Here is a 22,162-nt window from a genome sequence, read left to right as displayed (position 1 = left end):
TGTATTAGGCTTGTTAGAAAATGAAAGAACACAATTCTTGCTAAGGAATTGCGTTCTTCATTGTAAGGTTATTTGAATGACGATGATTAGGCTAATACTTTTTCAAGCTGTGAACCCATATTTGTCCAAGCATATTTAGCCCCTTCAATAGCTCCTTGACGAGCTTTTGTTTCTTCACTAAATCCACTTTGGTCGAGGTGAAGCTGTGTAGTTCCATCAGATTGTTCTGTAAGTGTCCAAGTTACTGTTGTTGTTTCGCCAGCACTAGACCACGTGTATGATAATTTATGAGGCTCTTCAACTGCAAGTACTTCACAATTTACAATACCATCCCACCATTCATTTGGCTCAGCACGGAATTGAAATTGATGGCCGACGATTGGCTGAAAATCATTGCTCCAAATCCATTTTGCAAGCGTCTCTGGATCTGTTAACGCATGCCACACTTTTTCGATGGAACTTGTAAATTTAAAATCTAATGATACATCTGGTTTCATTTGTTTTCCTCCAATAAAAGATGTAGTTTTGATATTCTTTCTTTCCAAAATCCTTCATAAAACGAGACCCAATCTTGTATTTCTTTCAATGGTGCTGCATTCAGCCGATACCTGGTCTCTCTACCTTCCTTGCGAGCCATAACAAGACCTGCATCTTTGAGGATGGCCAAATGTTTCGATACGGCAGTACGCCCCATGTCAAATTGAGCGGTTAATTCGTGAAGTGGTAACTCATCTACCTCCGCCAACAAACCAATTAATTTTCGTCTTGTCGGATCAGCAATGGCTACATAGACGTCACGCTCTTGATGATTGTTACTCAAAACCACCACCCTTTCTAATAGGACACTGATTGGTGTCTTAATTATATGACACCAATTAGTGTCCAGTCAAATGTTATTTTAGACAATATCGAATTGTTTTTATACCCTCTTAAAAGAAAAATTGAATTAAAAAAGTACAGAGGTAAGAACCTTTGTACTTTAATCAATTTGTTTTAGGATATTTTCAATATTTGTTAAACGGTTATTAATTTCCTGAATTTGCAGTTGTTGCAAATGGGCTGTTTCTTTATCTAATGTTAAACGTTCCTCTGCACGACGTTCCATACGACGGATAACGCTTATTACAAAGACAAAAATAATAACAAGAACAATCAGTGGCAGCAAAGCAAAGAATGCCGAAAAGATTGAAATGGACATGGACGACATTTCATCAACTCCCTTCATAATTAGTAAACCATCTAAAACAATGTTATTCCTTTCTTTTTTTATCCGTTATGCCGCTAGCAACTTGGGCAATGAAATCGGCATTTAATGTAATGCTAAAAGGGTTTAGCGTGTAATACTTCATCGTTTTGCCACTTTCAGAAACTTCGTGATAGCCATTAATTAAGTTAGCTTCTTCTAATTTTTGTAAATGTAAGTATAGTAATGGTCTACTGATTGCTAACTCTCTTGCAAGTTGACTAACATATCGCTTTTCTTGATGGAGAATAGCAATAATTTTTAAACGATAAGGATTTGACAGAGCACCCAATACTGTTAACAGTTCATCACCTTTTAGTATATCTTTCATATGTAATAATTTTATTACACATGAAACAAAATGACAAGTTGAGGTAAAAAAACCTTTAATGTAATGAATTGGTCATCACATTAAAGGTTTTCTTGAGTGATTTTACGCAAGTTCTAAAGGTAGAAATGCATAGTCTCCGTCTCGTACAATTGAGCATTTCCGAACATGAATAGGCTGCTTAAAAAGTGGTCCATCGATGACAGTTGTATGGAATTCTCCACCCTCCCCACAAGGGTCAATGCCGCGGGCTTCAAGCTCCTGTACATATTCGTAGGTAAGTGTTCTTCCTAAATCTTCTTCGGTCATACCTAAGGATAAGTTGACCGTGACAATCATCGTGATAAATCCTAAGTTAATAAATTCATCGACAGCTTGACGATGGTTCATCTCCCACAAAGGCATACCCAGCTTTAATCCTGCCTTTTTTGTCACCTGATCATGCCAGCAGCCATGTTCAGGCATGTCTAAATCTCCTGTCACTAATACCTCTGCCCCTTGATTTTTTGCATTTTCTAAAAGACCAATGAACACATGCTCATATTCTGCCCAACTTGCTGCAGCCGTATAGACAGGTAATCCGATCGAGTCTGCTTGTGCCTGGATAAGCTCTGGTGGCATCCCATGGGACCTTGAGCGTTGCCCTTCTTCCTCAAGCATCACGATAAGACCTATTGCTTGACCTACCTGCGATGCTTTATATAAAGCTAAGACACTATCCTTTCCACCACTAAATGAAGCAATAAATCGATGATCTTGCGCATTATTTTTCCAGCCTGTTGTTTCTGTCATATTACTTTTCTCCCTTTACTATCAATCAAGATATATTCTTTTAGCTTCCTCGTCGAAAAACTGCGTAATTTTCGGATAGTTGTTGATGTCGATATTGGATTGCCTCATGATTTTCTGCAAAAAAATAGTATCAGCAAACATTTTATTGAGTATAAATTTACATAATAATGGGTTGTCTTGAAAATACTCAACTAACGCTTGGAGTTCATCAAAATGAAAATTCAAAATATAAATGGCGTAATTTTGTAATAACATACTCATACAATGCTCTCGGTAAGGATTGGACAGCTCCTCTAACAGCATGTTGTTTAGCAATTGAAAGAATGCTAATTTATTTTCCTTATACATATGTAAAAAGTGGTCCACATCATTAATTAACCGGATGATTTCCTCAAGCCCTTCTTCTTGAGGCATCGCAAGCTTATGCGATTTCCCCTCTAATGTTTTTAAGAGCTCTAACGTAAGATGCTTACAAGCGTTTATTTCCTCAGGCGCTAACACTAATGAATCCTGATAGTTGTGGGCGTGCTCAAAAAAATAATCATGGTAAAAAGAAAGATATTGCTCCAGACGAATATTCGTTTTTGCATGTACTATCGATTGGTCTTGGAATGAAAAGGCGTAAAGCGTCTCCTCGTTCACTGGATGAGCATACAAAAAGAAAAAGAACAAGAAATCTTTTAATTGTTGCTTTTGCTCTTCGTTTAACATTGTCATATACGATAGTTGAGCTAGTTGGAAGAAACAATAATTTTTCATCCGGTCATTCATTGTATTATATGGATGACGAGGAATAATCCTTGTAGTTGAATTAATGGTATAGTGTACATAGTAAAATACTTGCTCATCGAAAACATCGAGCTGATGGAAATACGATGAAAGTATAGGTTTCCCATTTGGTGGATCACCGTACTGTGGATCTGGAGGTTGAAGCTCCTCTGCCCACGCCAAAAATGTTTCATGCTCATGAGCACTAAAAAAGAGCTCCGCACTTTGATCTTCTAATACTGCATACTCAAAGTCCTCCATTGGAACAGCTGGTAATCCTCGATTGAATTTGATATTAAGATAGTTATTGAATAATGCTTGTACATTCGCCATGCATGTCCTCATTTCTTTAGGAAATTCAAGTCATAACGTCCTTTATTTTAACATAATCTTGATGAAAACTTAGCTGCTCGAGTAGAATTTCCACTTAACAACAACACCCTCCTACAAAATAGGAGGGTGTTCAAACGATATTAATACGCTTGCGCAAACCAAACTGTATGCTTTGCTTTGTTTCCACAGCCAATACATGTTGTTTTTGTTGTTGGTGGATTGAATGGGATGTTGCGGGATGTGTATTTTGTTTCTTCCTTCACTTTTTCCTCACATGCATCCTCGCCACACCATCCAGCAAGTACCCAGCCTGGAATTGAGCTGTTTTCTTTCGCTGTTTCGATATGCTGCTGAAGTTGTGGAAGTGTATCAATTGTTGTGTGTGCATTTGCTTCACGGAATTGACGGGCTTTTTCCAGTAAACGCGTTTGCATCGTTGTTAGCTCCTCTTCAATAGCTGTGACAATTGTAGGTAAATCGATTGTTCGTTTGTCTTCTTCATCACGCGCTTTCATTAGTGCTTGGTTGTTCTCCAGGTCACGTGGTCCTAATTCAACGCGAACTGGCACCCCTTTTAGCTCCCATTCATTAAACTTAAAGCCTGGTGACTGGTCTGAATCATCCAGACGAACTCGAATTCCTTTCGCTTTTAAGGAAGCAAAGATTTCGTCTAAATGTTCCATAATTTGAGGGTTCTTCTTCCATGGTCCAACTGGAATTAATACTACCTGTGTTGGCGCAATACGAGGAGGTAAAATCAGACCCTGCTCATCGCCATGGACCATAATAACGGAACCAATTAACCGTGTAGACGTACCCCAAGATGTCGTATGAACATATTCATGCTGATTCGCTTTATTCAAATACTTGATGTTAAAGGCTTCAGCAAACTTTGTCCCGAGATAATGCGATGTTCCTGCTTGCACAGCCTTCCCATTTTTCATCATGGCTTCAATGGAATACGTATCGACAGCACCTGCAAAACGTTCTGAAGGCGTTTTTTGACCATCGTAGACAGGAATTGCTAGCACTTGTTCCACTACTTCTTTATAAATGTCGAGCATTTGCATCGTTTCTTTTCGAGCATCCTCTTCATCGACGTGAGCTGTATGTCCTTCTTGCCATAGGAATTCGGATGTGCGAATAAAAGGAAGTGTTTTCTTTTCCCAGCGGAAAACATTTGCCCATTGATTGATAAGCACTGGTAAGTCCCGGTAGCTTTTGATCCAATTGGAGTACAGGTGTCCAATCATTGTTTCAGAGGTTGGTCGAAGCGCTAAGCGTTCCTCTAATTGTTCTCCTGCTGCCTCTGTTACCCATGGAAGCTCAGGTGAAAATCCTTCGATATGATCCTTTTCCTTTTGGAAGAAGGATTCAGGAATAAGCATTGGGAAATAGGCATTACGATGCCCTGTCTCTTTAAAGCGACGATCCATCTCCTCCTGAATATGTTCCCAAATTTCGTAGCCATCTGGTTTAAAGGCAATACATCCACGAACAGGTGTATAATCCATTAAATCCGCCTTTTGAATGGTTTCAATATACCACTTTGAAAAATCTTCTTGTTGTTTTGACATGTGCATTCCTCCATATATTTTTGAAATAAAAAAGCACAAAGCTGTCCTTAAAATAAGGACGTCTTTGTGCTGGATAGACGTGGTACCACCTTGGTTTAGCTTTAAGTTTTCACTTAAAACCCTCTCACGTTTGGTAACGAAAACGACTCGGTTATGTTTGCATAACATCTCCGTGGTAGGTGTTCAGTACAGAAGCGGTGATATAGCTCTCAGCAGTTGCTATATTTTCTGTCTCACAATTCGTACTTACTTGGCCACATCATCAAATTGTATGGTTATTAACAGTTACTTTATCCCACTTTAGCAAAATCATTCAAGAATAGCAATTCATAACTGATTTTATTTTGTGACGGTGTTAACGATTAAATTCGTAAAATCCCCAACAGATAAAGGCTTACTGAAATAATAGCCTTGAACATATTCGCAGCCATGCTCGCGAAGAACGTTTAATTCAGCTTCCTCCTCAACGCCTTCAGCAACTACTTGCAGATTTAAGGCGTGGGCTAAAGAAATCATGGCCGAAATCATAGCGATTCCTGATTTTTCGGGCACGATATCCCGCACAAAAGCACGATCAATTTTAAGTACATCTACAGGGAATTTTTTTAGGTAATTTAACGATGAATAGCCTGTACCGAAATCATCTAGTGATATGGTAATGCCGAGTGCTCGCAATTGTTTAATAGTATCAATTAAGTCTTCCGTATAATCGAGCATACTCATTTCAGTAATTTCAATTTCTAATAAATGAGGGTCAATGCCAGTTTCTGCAATAACCTCCCGCACCATTTCCACAAAGCCATCTGTACTAATATGAATTGGAGAAATATTCACAGCTACGCGTAACGATAAATCATGTGTTTCATTCCACAAACAAGCTTGGGCGGAGGCCTTACGTAATACCCAAACACCAATATCATTTATGAGTCCACAATCTTCAGCAAACGGAATAAAGCGATCTGGTGGAATATGTCCTAATTCAGGATCATACCAGCGCAGCAATGCCTCCATACCAATGACCGTATCTGTTTTCAAATCAATTTTAGGCTGATAGTGCAATTCTAAGCGATCCTGTTTTAGTGCTTGGTGTAATTTTGTTTCTAATAAAAGCCATTTATCATTGGCTTCATCCATATTCTCACGATACAAGCGATATTGGTTACCTCGCGTCGATTTTGCTGCATACATAGCAATATCAGCATTTTTCAATAATTCTTCTACGGAGTTTGCGTGATCTGGGAAGATACTAATGCCGATACTAATACTTGCATAAAATTCATAGGTATCTACGATGAAGCTCTCATGGAAAACGTTAATAATTTCCTTGGCCATTTCTTCAATACGACTCACATCATTTAAAATCATGACAAATTCATCGCTATTATGGCGATAGAAAGAATTAGAGGTAAAATCAATATTTCGTAATCGATTGGACATTTCCACTAAAAACATATCACCGATAATATGCCCAAGCCCGTCATTAATGTGTTTAAAGCGATTTACATCAATGAAAAATAACGCAAATTTTTCTCCTGTACGTCGAGATTGATGAAATTCATTTTCTAAACGCTGTTCTAATTTACGACGATTTGGCAGCCCTGTTAATTCATCGTGATAGGCAATGTGAGTAATTTTTTTGATGTCCTTTTGTGCTGTAATGTCGACTCGAATGGCGATATATTGATAAGGCTTTCCCCTTTCATCTAGGAATGGGAAAATGGTTGTCTTCACCCAATATAAACTGCCGTCTTTCGCACGATTGCACACCTCGCCATTCCACATATCACCTTTACCAATTGTTTTCCACATCTCTCTAAAGAAAGACTTTGGATGAAAACCTGAATTTAGTAAACGGTGATCTTGACCTAATAATTCTTCACGCGTGTACTTCGAAATTTTGCAAAAATGATCGTTCACAAAAGTGATTTTTCCGGTGCGATCTGTTATTGCTACAATGATAGAACTATTCATAGCAGAAAAGATATCTTGTAATTCTTTTAGACTGTAGTTCATTTGATTAATACTACTAGGCGTGATATTCATCATTCTCATTCTCCATTCATTAAAATATGAAGGGTTTGGTACTTTTGCTTTATCTTACAGCGAGGTATAAAGTTGTGGTATATCGCCCTTATTTATGTAATTATATTATAGTCCTAGAAAAGCAGTTAATTCAACCCAAATATCAAAAACAATCAAAGCTCCATTTGATAGTTTTTAATAGAATAGACAAAAATTAGTGATTAATTTTTCCCGAAAATCGTCTAATCATGGCGTTTTTAAATACTTTAGTACTATTAAAAGCACTAACTTTAGGCTATTTATCTTTAAAATGCACATAACTATGTAAATATGCAAAAATACCTTACCGTCCTCCGTAGGCAGTAAGGTATTTTACACGCTAAGAGATCTCATATTCAATTGATCCTCCTGAAGTTTTCGCATGTTGATTGTATGCATCTAACTGCTCTTGGGATAAATTCAACATATAATAGTGAAAATTTATCGGTTCTAAGCCATGCTCCTCACATACTTGTCGATAAAACTCATACCCTTCTCGATAATCTGTCATCCTTCTAACTTCCTTTCACTCTTGCGACTATACTTGATTTATTCATAACTAATATTTTGTTATATAACAGAAATATTATTTTATTAAAAATATATAACAGTGTTATTAACTTGTCAATGAATGATCTGAAATTTCTTGTGAATGACGAAAGCCCAGTCCATTTTGTTTAGTATGGCTGGGCTTTTCATAAAATATTCACGTCGGCTTCCGTCATAACCACGTCCTTTTAAATTCCTAATTGTTTTGCCTGCATATTATAGGCAGAAAGTTGTTGCTGGGATAATTGCAAGACATAATAGCGGAAAGAAATTGGTTCTAACCCATAACGTTCACACATTTCACAATAAAAATCATAGCCATCACGATACTTTGACATCTAAAATTCCTCCTTGAATTCAAACTGTTTTATAACAGTTGTTTTTATTTTTATTTAATATATAACAGATTATGTAGCACGTCAAGAGTTTATAACAGAAAAATTTCATTACAAGAAAAGGAATTCGAGCTCTACGTTGAGTGCCCCAATTCCTTTAATCATTTCATATTGCTCTTACTGTTTCTTGTATTTGCTCGATATGACGCTGTTCGTGCAAATAGACCATTTCAATCCACTGATCCAGTGGCAATTCTCCTAATGCAGGATGCTTCACCGCATGCTTTGCTAATCGTTCGGGTTCTTCGATTGTTTGTAAAAAGGCTAGGAAATTCTTCCTTGTTGTCGCTAGTAAATCCAACATGGCTTCCATCGTAAAAGGCTGTTCCGTAGGTTCAACGATAGTTGGTGCTTGAAATTTCCTTGACCTATCCAAAATAAGCAGTACATCTTTTCGTGCGGGCGATGTTTGCTCTTGTGCTTTTACTCCCCATGCTATGGCTTTTTTCGTTGCTTCCTCCACTAAAACAAGATGATGACAAATTTGTGCTACACTCCAGCTCTGTGCATCCGGTTTAACATTAAAGAGCGTATCATCTAAAGTGTGAATCGTCTGAAGCAGTGCCGTTCGCGTTTCATCAAGATGATCTTTTACAATTGATATCATAAACACCCCATTTCATTTCGTATTCTCTTATATATTCGCTACTGATGGTAGAAAATCATCTTTCCCGTACCATATTAAATGGATTGTTTTCTAGTACATGCTGCAGCTGCTCATCTTCTATATGCGTGTAGATTTGCGTTGTTGCAACACTTGAATGCCCTAAAATATGCTGGAGGCTACGTATATCTGCTCCAGCTTTATACATCATCGTTGCAGAAGTATGGCGTAGTTTATGCGGTGTTAGTCGTTCCTTTTGCAGTCCTGATTGCTGATTAATGCGTTTGACAATTTTAGCAACCGTTTGACGTGTAAAGCGCGTGCCTTTTTGTGATACGAAAAGTGGTTCCTCACCGTCTCCCTTATAAGGGGTCTTGCCACTATTTTCATAGTCTGCAAGTGCCTGCATGCAGCTATCATTTAAATAGACCGTTCGTTCCTTATTGCCTTTCCCTATAACCGTTAAATACCGTCCTTGAATCGAGGTTGTATTAAGCTGGCAAAGCTCTGTTACACGAATTCCTAAATTTAAGAAAAACATCATCATACAGTAATTTCGCGGTGATGCCTGATTGATCTGAATACCTTCTATAAATTGTGTAGCTTCTTGAAGGTTCATATAGATAGGTCTTTTTCTGCCGATCTTCGGTGTTTCTAATTCATCTGCAGGATTTTCCTCAATGAGTCGACGTTTTCCTTTTAAGTATTTGAAAAAAGTTTTTAAAGTCGCGACTTTTCGAGCTCTCGCCGCAGCAGAATTACCTCGTTGAACTTCACAGTACTCCATAAAGTAATAAAGATCCTCTAACGTAATAGCACGAATTTCTTCTATTGTCATTGTAGCAATATCTATAGCATCTAAATTCTCTATCCCCAAATCCTCTTGAACTGCTTTATGAAAACGGAAAAATAAAGTCAAATCATATTCATATTCTTTTCTTGTACGCTGTGACTTTCCTTTGATGGTTGTTGAATAGACAAGGAAATCCTTCATAAATTTTGGTTGCTTCGTTTTTTGCATCAAAAATCACCTCTATTTGCTCTATTTTACCATAAAAAACGTTCCCAAATATAAATTTGGGAACTTTATTACATAAAAAATGCTCTTTATGCGTATATAGAACAAATGTTCTTTTTTGTGCAATAAAAAATCCCCTTTCAATTCAAAAGAGGATTTCGTTATAAATGATTTGTGACAGTTGCTACATTTTAGGCATAAAGTTCACGGGATATGAATATTAAAATCTAGTAGACTTTATCTGGATTGCGTTAAAGAAAAAAGACTATGGGAGGATTTTGAATTTTGAGAGGAGTTTTTTTCGAGCGTACGCAAAAAATCAGGATTTTTCACAAAAATGGTTTGCGCTGTGAGACGATTTGAAAAAACAGTAGATGGGTAACCACCCATGTCGATTCGTCTCACAATGTGTATGGTATTTTTTGGATAAATCGGTTATTTTACAAATACTGAGTATGCTCCATCTGATTGTTTTGTTAGTGACCAGTTTGTCGATAACATTTGTTGAATTTTTGTGACTGTTTCCTCATCACACGTTAAGTGCTGGATACCCGTTTCTAATAATTGGTAATCCTTCCCTTCTTCTAATTGAAAGCGTAGATGCAATAAACGTTGGATGCCTGGCAATGTTACATACTTAATTCGATAATGGCCATGTAGTGCATCTAAGAATTGTTGTTCCCCTTCTTTATAAAGAGCCATTGTCTCACTAAATTCATAGTTTGGTACTTGTTCTTGCCAAGCTGATACATCCCCCGCTCGTAAGGCACGTAAAATCTCCTCGTCTGTTAAATCTAATTTGGAAAGTTTATCTAATTCATAAGCTTGCATTAAATTAATGATGGTCATGATTGTTAGCTCCTTTTTATGTATTTATTCACAGTGTAACATGTTTTCACTACTACTTAAATTCGGAGGCGATCCATATGATGAAGAAATTATATGATTCTAGTCTGTTTTTCGATGAAATGTTTGACGGCAATAAGCCAAAGCCTCATTACCGTTCTTTTCATCATAAGCTATCCCTTTTTTCACTGGAGCAACTGGAAGAAAAATACCGACAAGCACAGGCAAGCTTTCTCAGACAAGGGATTACCTTTACGGTATATGGAACACAGGATGGAACTGAGCGCACGATGCCTTTTGATTGTGTCCCGATTATTATTCCTCAAAGACAATGGACTCATATTGAGGCAGGTGTCAAACAGCGTGTAGAAGCTTTAAATTTATTTTTACAAGATGTCTATGGTCAGCAAAACATACTACGAGATGGGCTCATTCCTCGACAGCTTGTAGAAAATAATCCCTATTTCAAGCAAATGATGACAGGACTTCAAGTGCCAATCAAGAATCATATATTTTTAGCAGGTATCGATTTAATTCGAGATGAAAAAGGTCTTTATCATGTGTTAGAGGATAATTTACGCAATCCGTCTGGCATTTCCTATGTGTTCGAAAATCGAGATGTCATGAAGGAAGTATATCCAGAGTTTTTCTCAAAACATACTATTCTACCATTGGATAAACAGATGTGTTATATGAAAATGGCCCTTCTGGCACATCGACCTCCCTCCATGCAAGCGGATCGTGAGCCTAAAGCCGTGCTCCTTACTGCTGGCATTTATAATTCAGCCTACTACGATCATGTTTTTCTAGCCCAGCATTTAAATATCAAGCTAGTCGAGGGCCGCGATTTAGTTGTACAGGATTTGAAAGTTTATATGAAAACTATCTATGGTCTACAGCAAGTAGATATCATTTATCGTCGTATCGATGATGACTTTTTAGATCCTGCTGTCTTTCGTGAGGATTCTTTACTAGGTGTTCCTCATTTAATGGCGGCCTATCAAGCTGGTCATGTTGCTATTCTAAATGCTGTTGGAAACGGTGTGGCCGATGATAAAGCGATGTATGCCTATGTACCTGATATGATTCGTTATTATTTACAGGAAGAACCGATTTTACCGAATGTGAAAACCTATCACCTAGGGGATGACAAGCAGCGTGAATGGGTGCTTAAGCATATGCAGGAGCTAGTCATTAAGAATGTCAGTGCCTCTGGGGGCTATGATATGCTAATTGGTCCCCATGCAAGTGAGGAAGAAATCGCTTTGTTTAAGCAAAAAATCTGCAAGAACCCACTGCAATACATTGCCCAACCAACGATTAAACTATCCAGAGCACCTGCCTTTCAAAATGGACGATTCTACCCTTGCCATGTCGATTTGCGTGTGTATGTCATGAAGGGCGAGGATTGTTATGTTTTACCTGGTGGTTTATCACGAGTGGCACTTGAAGAAGGCTCACTCGTTGTGAATTCATCACAGGGTGGTGGTGCGAAGGATACGTGGATTTTAAAGGAGGAGTTGCAGCATGCTAAGTCGAGTAGCCGACGCGTTGTACTGGATGGCTCGGTATAGTGAACGCTCACAAACAAATGCACATATATTACAGATACAGCTGTTGAATATGTTGGAGCAATCTGGGCAAGAACATGACTATATTGATCATTGGGAGGCAGTGTTAAATATTTGCGCCTCCAAGGAGGAATATTTAGACAATTACAATACAGTACGAGTTAACCCATTGATTGACTATCTTCTATTTTCTGAAAAAAATAGTAATGCCCTCCACGCCACATTACGTGCGATTCGAGAAAATGCACGGGTAACGCGTGATAGTCTACCAACTGAACTATGGGAAATTCAAAATGACTTTTATTTAACAAAGCGACAGGCCATACTGACAAGAGAACGGCCAATCCCACTCATTGAGCTTCAGGCATTTTTACAGGAAGTGCGGAAAACGTTATGGATGGAAACGGGATTGATAGAGAGTACAATGGATCGTGCGCTCCCCTATTATTTCATGCAGGTCGGGAAATGGCTTGAGCGCGCAGAAAAAACAATTCGCATGACAGTCATTATTGTAGAACAGCAAAAGCAAGCGGGATTATCGTTAGAAGAACGTGATGGTGCATTTTTATTAGAGCTTGCGGCAGCAAGGGAGTCTTTTATGCGCAAGCATCGCCAAACAAATTTACAGACGGTCATTCGCTATTTAGTACAAGATGAGCATTGCCCAAGTTCTGTCATGTACTGTTTAAAGAAAATAGAAGATGCGATAATGGCTATTGAACATGATGCACTATCCTCAAGATTTTTAACACTTCAATGGAATATTAGAAGCCTTATCTTAGCTATCGATCACATTGATTTTTGGCAAATGACTATTGAAGAAACCATTACTATAATGGAGGAAAGATTGTCTCAATGTATTGCTTTTAGTGATACTTTTTCGACAATTTATCATTTATATGAACCCAGCGTACAACCTTGAAAGGAATCCACCACAGCTCCCTTTCAACAGGCAAGTCAGTAAGCAGAAGGAAGCGGACACGATGAAATTTGAAATTCAGCATACAAACGTTTTTCAATATGAATCTGAAGTCGACCAAAGTTTAAATACGATCCGTTTAAAGCCACGTAGTGATGAGCGTCAGCGATTATTATCCTATCGAATTGCCATAACGCCATCCTCTCTTACCCGTGAGCATACAGATATATGGGGTAATACAGTTGGGTCTTTTTATATACCAGAGCAGCATCAAACATTAGAAATTCATACATCCTCGATTGTCAGTATTCAGCGTGCACCCTTTATTCATCGTATTCAGTATTCGCCTGAAATGCAGACAATCTTTCATTCACAGCTATTTTACGAGCATTATTTACCGTATTTAAAAGGAACTCATTTTACATTTATGACGGATCAGCAATTAGAGGAAGTCTATCATGCAATCGGTCATGCTGAAAATCCTGTGCTCTTTTCACTTAATTTAATGCAATATTTATATGCAAGCTTTGAATATGACCCAACAGCAACAGATGTAACAACAACAGCAAGTGAGGCTTTTGCATTAAAACGAGGTGTTTGTCAGGATTTCACCCATGTAATGCTTGCTGTTTTGCGTGCAAAAGGAATCCCTGCTCGTTATGTCAGTGGCTACTTATATGTAGATGAAAATTCGGCCCTTATTGGCGATATTGCGACACATGCATGGGTAGAGGTCATGATACCAGGTATAGGCTGGATTGGCCTTGATCCAACAAATAATGTGGAAGTTTTAGAAAACCATATTATTTTATGTATTGGTCGCGACTATAGTGATATAAGCCCTGTAGAAGGAGTTTATACTGGAGGAAAGCATGATTTAACGGTAAAAGTCAGTGTGAAAGCATTAAATCATTTATAAAGAACAAGAAAGAGTCAGTGGGGCATAAAAAAGCTCCACTGATTTTGCGTTTAAGTCATATAATGCGGTCTCACCGATTTTATTCGAAGCGCTGCTGTCTTTCTGTCAGCACCCATTTCCGTACATAGCCCATTTCTTGTTGAATATGTTCCAGTGTTTTATCTTGTTGAAATGACCGTTGCATAACGGTATAACGCAAATCTGTTGCTCTTACATTTTTACCTATATCTTGAGACATCGTTTGGAAAATACGCTCCACTGTCTTCGTTGAAATTGGCTTTGCCACACTCGCCTCACTTACCCAAATCCATTCCCCAACCTCTTGTCCATGTAGGTGTGCTGTCTCTTTTTTATATTGTGCTAGCATGTCCATAAGTACGGCTGAGCATTTTATTTCTCGACGCCCATTCCGATTGGCAATAAAAATAGTCGCATGTTCTTCGATGATGTGCGACCATTTCATGCGCACAAGCTCTGCTGGCTTACAACCTGTTTCCATCAACATTTGAACAATGGCACCATTACGTCTCGCCAGCCAGGCATGCTCCTCTGTTTTGGCATATTGAAAATAAGTTGGCCAAACATTGGCAATGAGCATGATCTGTTTATTTGTCAGTACTTGTAATGCCTCTTTTTGTCTTTTTTTGGGCTGTAATATAACTTGATAATCAAAAGGCTTTACCCATTCACGTAGAAAAATAAAGTCAACAAAGCCTCGTAAAGTCGCTATTTTATGATTAAATGTATTGATATTGCTGTAGGTTTCCTTTAGATAGTCACTATAAAGCTTAAGTAAATTCTTTAATTGATGATCCACATACAAGTATTTCTGTTCATGGGCAAACGTTAAAAATTGCTGTCCATCCATGTTGTACTGCTTTTTTGTTGCAGCACTTTTTTTTAGTGATTGCAGCAGTAAAAAGTAACTATCCCATGCTTCCTTGAGTGTCACCATATGGCCCCTCCTTGTTTACTGTGCGTAGTATGTTTATATTTTACTATATTTTGGGTGCGTCAGTTCATAATTAAATACAATTAATTTAGTGTCGGATAATCTGTATTATCATTACACACACCCGCTTCTTGCAGCAAGTGCTCCTTACATAAACAAGAAACATATGTTCTTACATTTAGTTTCTCACATCTTTTACTTTCTTACAATAGTAAATTTCTTCCCCCTGTTCTATTACAAATGCTATCTTTTCCTTCTATTTTCGTGTAACAACGCAACCTTATATGAAAATTCGTATAATTCCGTGATTATTTTTCATTGTGTTATATAATAAAGACAGAAACTAACATGTAGGGGGCTTTCTACTATGCAAGTAAAGACGACTCGATTGGAAGCAGAAGATGCAAAAATTATTTATCAAGAAACAGCTGGTCTAGCCATTATTACGATTCACCGACCACAAGCCAAAAATGCGTTAACCGCAAACATGTGGGATCAATTAGCGAAAATAGCTCTACAAGTATTAGACAATCCTAAAAATAAAGTCCTTATTTTACGAGGCTCTGGCCAAAACTTTACCGCAGGCTCTGATATTAAAGAATTTAATGCCATCTCCCTCGACAAAGCCGAAGAAGCGTTTGTACATATGGAAAAAACCATTTCCACCATTGAGCGCTTACCCATTCCTACGATTGGCGTCATTAATGGGCCTGCGATGGGCGCTGGCTTAGAATTAGCCTTAGCCTGTGATATCCGTATTGGCTCCGACAAAGCGAAACTTGGTATCCCTGTCGGAAAATTAGGCATTACTTTAAATAATAAATTTGCGCAGCGTTTAGTACAGCTAGTAGGTCCTGCCACAACAAAGGATTTGGTCTTTACCGGTCGAATGTTTAAAGCCGAAGAAGCCTTCAAGCTAGGAATGCTCAACTATTTGGTAGCTGAAAAAGACTTAAATAAATATATGATCCGTATGGGCAAGCTCGTTGCAGGGATGTCGCCGGAATCCTTATTAGCTGTTAAACAATCCGTGCAAGAATGTCTTGATAGTGTGCCAACATTATGGCAGGGCTCTACACCATTTGTGGGCAGCGATTTTGCAGAGGGTTGCCGTGCCTTTGTTGAAAAACGCCAGCCGCACTTCACTCGACAGCCGAAATAAAAAACAGGTACTCTTTTCGCCCTGGTGCGATGGGGAGTACCTGTTTTTTATGATTTTTTCTTTTGTAAAGCCACTTTGACCTGAACATGGATCGCATCTAATTCATAGCCAAAATGCAGATAAAACGACTCCTGCACCGCTCGTTGAAGTTCCAATACATGCGCTGCTAATGGGTAATCGATCGGCAGCTTCACCTGAATAGTGAGGATCGCTTCAGCCTGATCACCTAGCACAAATTGAGCGTGCTCTACCTTTTGGACAATGGCTTGTTGATTACAGCAATAAGTCAGTAAATCAACATAGACATGCTTGCTAATCTCGATATACTCTCGCTGAAAATCAGGTCGCACAATGGTCGTTTCCCCGATTTTTTCACGTTTTGATGAAAAAATTTCCATCCCCTTTTGCACTAACCGTTTAAAGAAATTTTGCTCCACTTGTCGGTATGGAATGGGCATAACATGCTTACCTTGTGTTTGTCGGATAAAACGAGCTTTTTGAATTTCCTTCAAGGAACGAACATCTTCCACCTGATAATAGTGCTCAATAGGTCCAAGCTCCAGCTGCTTCGCAATGCTCTTCGTCATTTTAGTAGAGGTCCCAATCAGCAAAATAGCCTCCACCTTATAGCTAGCTAACGCTTTTTTAACTGCCTCTCGATGTTCTTGCTCGGTAAAAATAGCACGCCGAACAGCGGTAATCGTATTTTTTTCAAATTTCGCTGAAACGCCAGCGACTTTTACACCATTAATAATAAGTAATCCATCATCAATGATGGCCTCTACACCTAATTTATGGGCAAAGGCAAGTGCACTAGTACTTTTGCCAGTGCCGCTTGGTCCGCTTAGTGAATATACCTTCACTGCTAACTCCCTCCACTCTACAAAATGCTTTTCGCATCCCGTGGTAGCATTTGTACATGCTTTAAATAGACCGTCATATTCGCATCATCTTTATGAGGGTATGAGAAATGAAAGTGATGCGCAACGTCTTTTGCGATGCTTCGAAACAGTGTGCATGTAGCAAAAATGGCATTCCACATATGATCATAATCGGCATCTGCATAGGTTTTTTTATACAATGCCCAATAATTTTCTGGCAAATAATTTTTCAAATACTTCCCCATCTTACCTGTAGATAATTCAAAATGGTGCTGCTGACCAATCCACCAATTGAGCATTTGATGAAGAGCGTGCCTCGTTGTGTCCTCAAACATTTGCTTAGCATAGGGCAGCTCGTCCCGCCATATCCCCTTCGCAACATTTTGTAAGCACCACCAAAAATCATTCGTACAGCTGTCAAACTGCCCCTTAGTAGGTGGACTAATATGATAATCACAATCAGAGGTTGGAGAGATAGGTGGCAAAAGCTGATCCTTATCTAGTAAAGGAACTGTTAGCTTATCCTTTCCATACTCATCTAGCATTGCTTGAGTTGATAATAAGCGAAGGTCTATTCGATTGCCATCTGTAAATAGCATTAAATATGTATAGCTATAAGCAAAGTCTTTGTCGAAACCAAGTCCTTTATCCAGTAGATCAGGCTCCTGCACCATCAGTAAGTCGCCAAATAGATGAATCCACTTGTCATCCTCTAAAAAGGAGGCCGTCTCCGTGACAACATAGACCATATCAAAATCTTGAAACATATCTTTTGCAACATGTGGGTTTGCTCTTGAGCCATTTAAATAGACAGCTCGAATTCTTTCGTCGTATTGTGCCGTCATCAATAGTAAGTCAAACATCTCTTGCTCGGTTCTCATCAGACTCCCCCTACCTGAAAAACTTTATACTCAGTATAATACATTTCCCTCCATGAAGGAATTTATAGTAGCTTATTCCAACAACAGACAATCTATTTTCGCTAGTCTATGCACACATCTTCTTCATTATATAAATATTTTCTTTTTTCAGAATATCTGTCCCTTTATGTGCTTTAGTATGATAAAATGTGTACTACTATTCTGTTATCTCGCATAAACAGGTCATAGTAAGATCAACGGCCTGTAAAAGCCCGATTCGTGAACATAACCAATCGATTGGGAGATAAGACATCTCCTACGATTGACGTTTCACTTTATACAACAATAAGGAGTGTACTAGTTTTGAAAATCGTACCATCTAAAAAAATGTCATTATTTACACCAGCAATTTTCGGAGATTTGAAAAATTTTGCTAGAGAACAACAAGCAAAGGGCATGACGTTAATTGATTTAAGCTTAGGGAGTCCTGATCTTCCCCCACATGATAAAATACGTGAGCACCTTTCTTATCGAGCAGGTTTAGCAGAGTCTTACGGTTATACACTGACAGGTACACAACGTTTTTATGAAGCAGTAAGTCGCTACTATAAACGTCGTAGCAACGTTGACTTAGATCCAGCTACAGAAATCATTCAAACAATTGGCTCTCAAGAAGGCTTAGTTCATTTACCAGTTGCCTTTTGTGATCCAGGTGACATCGTTTTATCTACTAACCCTGCCTATGTTGCCTATGACGCAGGGATTCACTTAGCGGGCGCAACACCTTATTATATGCCTCAAACAGCTGATAACAATTATCTACCTGACTTAGACGCTGTACCTGAAGACATTGCTCAGAAGGCCAAGCTATTGATTTTAAACTTACCAGGAAATCCTGTACCCGCAATGCCCTCTTTAGCGTATTTTGAAAAAGTGGTTGCCTTTGCTAAAAAGTATAATATTATCGTTCTACATGATGCGGCGTATTCAGAGTTTTATTTTACAGGTGATGGTCCTACTAGCTTCCTTGCTACACCAGGTGCAAAAGAAGTCGGCATGGAAATTAATTCATTATCGAAGAGCTTTAGCCTTGCAGGGACACGTATTGCTTACATCGCTGGAAATGCAGAAATGATCGCCATTATCAAACAATTAAAATCCAATTTAGATTTTGGTATTTTTGAGCCGATTCAAGATGCAGCCGTTGTAGCGCTGGACAACGCAGAGGAAATCACGGAAAGCTTACGTGCCACTTTCTCTGAACGCCATAAGACATTAATGAATGGCTTACAAGCATTAGGTTGGGATGCGGCACCTTCAGATGGTGGGATGTTTGTATGGGCGAAATATCCGTACGATATCGACTGTACGGAGCTAGCCTTCCAATTAATTGAACAAGTTGGCGTTGTGACTGTTCCAGGGACCGTGTTTGGTACTGCTGGACAAGGCTATTTACGTTTAGCTTTAGTACAGCCTAAGGAACTTCTTCAAGAAGCTGTAGATCGCTTAGCACAAGTAAAATTACTGGCAAAAAGCTAGATATAGTGAAAATAAAAGACCCTTCTAACATCATGTTGGAAGGGTTTTATCATGAAAATCAAGGTTATTAAATCCACACGTCATTTTCAGCGGTTAGCGCCGATTGTTCCTCGCCAGTATTTACTACGCCAATCGGTTCTACAAGCAAAATTTTGCATTCGGAAGCTGCATACGGTTTATGTTCAACATTACGTGGGACCACAAACATTTCACCTTCATTTAACTGCACATGACCATCTCGAAACTCGATTATTAAACTCCCTTCAATGACGATAAATACCTCATCCGTATCCTCATGCTTATGCCAAACAAAATCCCCTTGTACTTTCGCTAGTTTAAATTGATAATCATTCATTTCCGCAATAACTTTTGGAGACCAATGCTCCTGAAATTTAGCCAATTTTTCTTTGAAATTGATCGGTATGTATGTCATTCCTTTTCCCCCATCCTTTGGTGAATCTAATAAAAGGATAGCATATCAATATCCCTTTCATCAAAAAACAGCTACTGCCATATGGCAATAGCTGTGTGCTGATTAGATATCATATTTTTGATGGACATCATCTTCGTAACGGTTATAGCGTTGTTTAAAGAGCTTAAATAGATGTGTGACTAACACTTTAAAGATCGCATAGCCGGGAATCCCTAAAATGACACCAGGAACACCAAATAACGAGCCTGCTGTTAATAATACAAAGATAATTGTAATCGGGTGGATACTTAATGATTTCCCCATAATTTGTGGCGAAATGAATTTCCCCTCGATTAACTGAACGATTGTCCAAACAATTGCTAGCTTAACTAGCATAAATGGCGAAGTAACAAGCGCGATAATAACGGCTGGCGTGATGGCAATGACAGGACCTAAATAAGGCACTACACTAGTAATCATGGCTAGGAAGCCGAGTAATAACGCATACTTCATTCCAATAATTAAAAAGCCAATCGTTACCATGGCCCCGATACACATGGATACTAAAATTTGTCCTTGTATGTAAGAACTAATTTGCTTATCCATGTCATGGAAAATTTCAGTGACTTCTTTACGCATACGTGGTGGGCACACTTTCAGCATAAATTTCGGTAATTTTTCGCCCTCTTTAAGTAGGTAAAATAAAATAAACGGTACTGTCACAAGGGATAGGACAATGCCTGTTAATGTTGATAGGAAGCCCGTAATACCAGTAGCAACACCTTGCGCTACATTGGCAGCTGTTTCCCTCACCGTTTTCACCATATCGGTTGTGAAATTTTTCACCACTTCATTGTAATCAAAATTAAGTGTCGCTAAATACTCATTAAAACGAGAATTATTTAGGAATCCAACAATATTTTGTGTGAATGTCATGAAGTATTCAGGGAATTCCTGTGCTAAATTGGTAAATTGATCGCGTAAAAACGGATAAACCAACACAACAAGAAGTGTTATCACACCAATTACCGCTATATAGAGTAGTAAAATACCCCAAATTCTTGGGATGCGCCATCTAACGAGTAACGCCAGTAATGGCCGCAATAAATAGTAGCCAATGACGGCTAGTACCCCTGGTAAAATCACTACTTCAAATAATACTTGTAGCGGGGTAAAGATAAAGGAAACTTGATTAAACATAAAAATAACACATGCAACTAATAATAAAATAACTAGTGTAAATAATAGGTTTCTACCACCTAAAAAACGTATAAACTTGGTTGCTAGCAGGTTTGAACGCTCTTTTGGTCTGTCTTTTTCCATATATCCACCCCAATCCAAATCTCTACCTTTATATTACAGGATAATGTTGGTTTTTGCGAAATATCACTCCAGTGAAATGCCAAGAAATTCACTTAAAAAGGCTTTATTTTGCTCTACATCGATGACAATAGAATCACCCGCATGGCTAAAGTTTTGGAATTGATAGCTTCCTTCAATAGGAATCGTAGCTTTTTCAATGTTTACTTTGCCCTTAGATAGCAATTTAAGCACTTGTTGCATTTCCTCAGCTGATGAATAGTCTGTTGTCACATACCCTTGAGCTGCTCCTACAAATTTTGGTAAATGTAAAACATTTTTAGGTGTTAATAGCTCATTTTTTAAAGCTTCAATGACTTTTTGCTGACGTGCGACACGACCGAAGTCACCTTCAGCATCATGGCGGAAACGAGCATAGCCTAGTAGCTCTTGTCCATTTAGGCGATGGACACCTTGCTTTAACTCTACCCCAATATTCTCAGACATATCCTTTTCTACTTCCATTTCCACACCATTCGGCGCCAAAATATCAACTAATGATTCAAAGTTCTTAAAATCAATTAATGCATAATGATGAATCGGCAAGCCAAACATATTCGTCAATGTATCCTTCAATAGTTGGACGCCATCTAAATAGTAAGCTGTATTCAACTTGTAGGATTGATAGCCTGGGATATCAGCATAAATATCCCGCATAAAGGATACGAGTTTTAAATCATTATTTGCTTTATTCCACGATAATACCATCATCGTATCTGTACGTGATTTTTCCTCACCTCGTGTATCGACACCTAAAATCAAGTAGTTCTCGATATCCCCTTTGATCGTATCACCAGAAAAGTCTTCCTGCGCTACATTCGTATCATTAGCCAGTTCAAGCCCACTACGATATTGCATAATAGAGTAACCTGCGATGACAATGATACAGAGTAGTATTAATGTAAAAAAAGCTCTCCCTTTACGTAGTCTCCGTTTTTTCGGACGTTGTGAGCGTCTCGTATAATCTTGCTCTTCCATAACAACTAACTCCTCTATTTTGATATAGTTAATGTAACGATTGATTAGCTAGAAAGTTTCATTTTGACAGTATCGATTCCATGTTTTTCTATCTAC

At 38.4% G+C, this 22,162-nt stretch carries 24 protein-coding genes; 5 read left to right on the top strand and 19 right to left on the bottom strand.

Annotation, left to right across the window (positions count from 1 at the left end; translation table 11 throughout):
• Positions 1-86: 86 nt before the first annotated feature.
• The 13 genes from OU989_RS11010 to OU989_RS10950 form a co-directional block, all read right to left on the bottom strand.
• Positions 87-497, bottom strand: coding sequence for an SRPBCC family protein (locus tag OU989_RS11010; RefSeq protein WP_274797213.1), 411 nt, complete (start codon positions 495-497; stop codon positions 87-89).
• Complete coding sequence (locus OU989_RS11005) at positions 494-820, bottom strand: ArsR/SmtB family transcription factor (protein ID WP_274797212.1); 327 nt, start codon at positions 818-820, stop codon at positions 494-496. Before OU989_RS11005 ends, OU989_RS11010 begins: the two co-directional genes overlap by 4 nt.
• A 159-nt stretch (positions 821-979) precedes the next feature.
• Positions 980-1,225, bottom strand: a complete 246-nt coding sequence (locus tag OU989_RS11000; protein ID WP_274797210.1) for a hypothetical protein — start codon at positions 1,223-1,225, stop codon at positions 980-982.
• A gap of 25 nt (positions 1,226-1,250) precedes the next feature.
• A complete protein-coding gene (locus OU989_RS10995; RefSeq protein WP_274797209.1) occupies positions 1,251-1,574 on the bottom strand; it encodes an ArsR/SmtB family transcription factor in 324 nt (107 codons plus the stop codon).
• Positions 1,575-1,676: 102 nt separating this feature from the next.
• Positions 1,677-2,363, bottom strand: coding sequence for a Dph6-related ATP pyrophosphatase (locus tag OU989_RS10990; protein ID WP_274797208.1), 687 nt, complete (start codon positions 2,361-2,363; stop codon positions 1,677-1,679).
• A 21-nt stretch (positions 2,364-2,384) separates the two neighbouring features.
• Positions 2,385-3,464, bottom strand: coding sequence for a hypothetical protein (locus tag OU989_RS10985; RefSeq protein WP_274797207.1), 1,080 nt, complete (start codon positions 3,462-3,464; stop codon positions 2,385-2,387).
• A 140-nt stretch (positions 3,465-3,604) separates the two neighbouring features.
• Entirely contained in the window at positions 3,605-5,041 is a 1,437-nt protein-coding gene (gene proS, locus OU989_RS10980; protein WP_274797206.1) for a proline--tRNA ligase, read from the bottom strand.
• Positions 5,042-5,380: 339 nt separating this feature from the next.
• On the bottom strand, positions 5,381-7,087 hold the full coding sequence (locus OU989_RS10975; RefSeq protein WP_274797204.1) for a putative bifunctional diguanylate cyclase/phosphodiesterase: 1,707 nt from the start codon (positions 7,085-7,087) through the stop codon (positions 5,381-5,383).
• Positions 7,088-7,442: 355 nt separating this feature from the next.
• Entirely contained in the window at positions 7,443-7,613 is a 171-nt protein-coding gene (locus OU989_RS10970; RefSeq protein WP_274797202.1) for a transcriptional regulator, read from the bottom strand.
• A gap of 226 nt (positions 7,614-7,839) precedes the next feature.
• Entirely contained in the window at positions 7,840-7,989 is a 150-nt protein-coding gene (locus tag OU989_RS10965) for a transcriptional regulator (RefSeq protein WP_274797201.1), read from the bottom strand.
• Between the two features lie 163 nt (positions 7,990-8,152).
• A complete protein-coding gene (locus OU989_RS10960) occupies positions 8,153-8,653 on the bottom strand; it encodes a DinB family protein (RefSeq protein WP_274797200.1) in 501 nt (166 codons plus the stop codon).
• Between the two features lie 55 nt (positions 8,654-8,708).
• A complete protein-coding gene (locus OU989_RS10955) occupies positions 8,709-9,671 on the bottom strand; it encodes a tyrosine recombinase XerC (protein WP_274797199.1) in 963 nt (320 codons plus the stop codon).
• Between the two features lie 432 nt (positions 9,672-10,103).
• Positions 10,104-10,517 carry a hypothetical protein gene (locus OU989_RS10950; RefSeq protein ID WP_274797198.1) on the bottom strand — a complete coding sequence of 138 codons (414 nt, stop codon included), beginning with the start codon at positions 10,515-10,517 and terminating at the stop codon, positions 10,104-10,106.
• Positions 10,518-10,597: 80 nt separating this feature from the next.
• Between OU989_RS10950 and OU989_RS10945 the strand changes: the two genes are divergently transcribed.
• From OU989_RS10945 to OU989_RS10935, 3 genes are all read left to right on the top strand, one after another.
• Positions 10,598-12,088: a circularly permuted type 2 ATP-grasp protein gene (locus tag OU989_RS10945; RefSeq protein ID WP_274797321.1), complete on the top strand. Its 1,491-nt coding sequence runs from the start codon at positions 10,598-10,600 to the stop codon at positions 12,086-12,088.
• On the top strand, positions 12,042-13,007 hold the full coding sequence (locus OU989_RS10940; RefSeq protein ID WP_274797197.1) for an alpha-E domain-containing protein: 966 nt from the start codon (positions 12,042-12,044) through the stop codon (positions 13,005-13,007). The genes OU989_RS10945 and OU989_RS10940 overlap by 47 nt, the downstream gene beginning before the upstream one ends.
• Positions 13,008-13,068: 61 nt before the next feature.
• The gene (locus OU989_RS10935) at positions 13,069-13,923 is read left to right on the top strand and encodes a transglutaminase family protein (protein WP_274797196.1); all 855 of its coding nucleotides are present in this window, start codon (positions 13,069-13,071) and stop codon (positions 13,921-13,923) included.
• A 79-nt stretch (positions 13,924-14,002) separates the two neighbouring features.
• On the opposite strand, the gene OU989_RS10930 is transcribed toward OU989_RS10935, so the two are convergent.
• Positions 14,003-14,878, bottom strand: a complete 876-nt coding sequence (locus OU989_RS10930) for a tyrosine-type recombinase/integrase (protein WP_274797194.1) — start codon at positions 14,876-14,878, stop codon at positions 14,003-14,005.
• 364 nt (positions 14,879-15,242) lie between these two features.
• On the opposite strand from OU989_RS10930, the gene OU989_RS10925 reads away from it, so the two are divergent.
• Positions 15,243-16,037: an enoyl-CoA hydratase/isomerase family protein gene (locus OU989_RS10925; RefSeq protein WP_274797193.1), complete on the top strand. Its 795-nt coding sequence runs from the start codon at positions 15,243-15,245 to the stop codon at positions 16,035-16,037.
• Positions 16,038-16,084: 47 nt separating this feature from the next.
• Here OU989_RS10925 and OU989_RS10920 read toward each other — a convergent pair whose 3' ends face one another.
• Complete coding sequence (locus OU989_RS10920) at positions 16,085-16,900, bottom strand: ATP-binding protein (RefSeq protein WP_274797192.1); 816 nt, start codon at positions 16,898-16,900, stop codon at positions 16,085-16,087.
• Positions 16,901-16,917: 17 nt separating this feature from the next.
• Positions 16,918-17,799: an aminoglycoside 6-adenylyltransferase gene (locus OU989_RS10915; protein ID WP_274797190.1), complete on the bottom strand. Its 882-nt coding sequence runs from the start codon at positions 17,797-17,799 to the stop codon at positions 16,918-16,920.
• 342 nt (positions 17,800-18,141) lie between these two features.
• On the opposite strand from OU989_RS10915, the gene OU989_RS10910 reads away from it, so the two are divergent.
• Positions 18,142-19,317 (top strand): aminotransferase class I/II-fold pyridoxal phosphate-dependent enzyme, encoded by a 1,176-nt coding sequence (locus tag OU989_RS10910; RefSeq protein ID WP_274797189.1) that lies wholly within the window; start codon positions 18,142-18,144, stop codon positions 19,315-19,317.
• 67 nt (positions 19,318-19,384) lie between these two features.
• Here OU989_RS10910 and OU989_RS10905 read toward each other — a convergent pair whose 3' ends face one another.
• The 3 genes from OU989_RS10905 to OU989_RS10895 form a co-directional block, all read right to left on the bottom strand.
• Entirely contained in the window at positions 19,385-19,750 is a 366-nt protein-coding gene (locus OU989_RS10905; RefSeq protein ID WP_274797187.1) for a cupin domain-containing protein, read from the bottom strand.
• 102 nt (positions 19,751-19,852) lie between these two features.
• Positions 19,853-21,052 carry an AI-2E family transporter gene (locus OU989_RS10900; protein ID WP_274797186.1) on the bottom strand — a complete coding sequence of 400 codons (1,200 nt, stop codon included), beginning with the start codon at positions 21,050-21,052 and terminating at the stop codon, positions 19,853-19,855.
• Positions 21,053-21,115: 63 nt separating this feature from the next.
• Positions 21,116-22,066, bottom strand: coding sequence for an LCP family protein (locus OU989_RS10895; RefSeq protein ID WP_274797184.1), 951 nt, complete (start codon positions 22,064-22,066; stop codon positions 21,116-21,118).
• Positions 22,067-22,162 lie beyond the last annotated feature (96 nt).

This window comes from Lysinibacillus irui, assembly GCF_028877475.1.
Lineage (GTDB): Bacteria > Bacillota > Bacilli > Bacillales_A > Planococcaceae > Lysinibacillus > Lysinibacillus irui.
The sequence above is the reverse complement of the archived record's forward strand: the minus strand, read 5'-3'. Positions and strand labels throughout refer to the sequence as shown.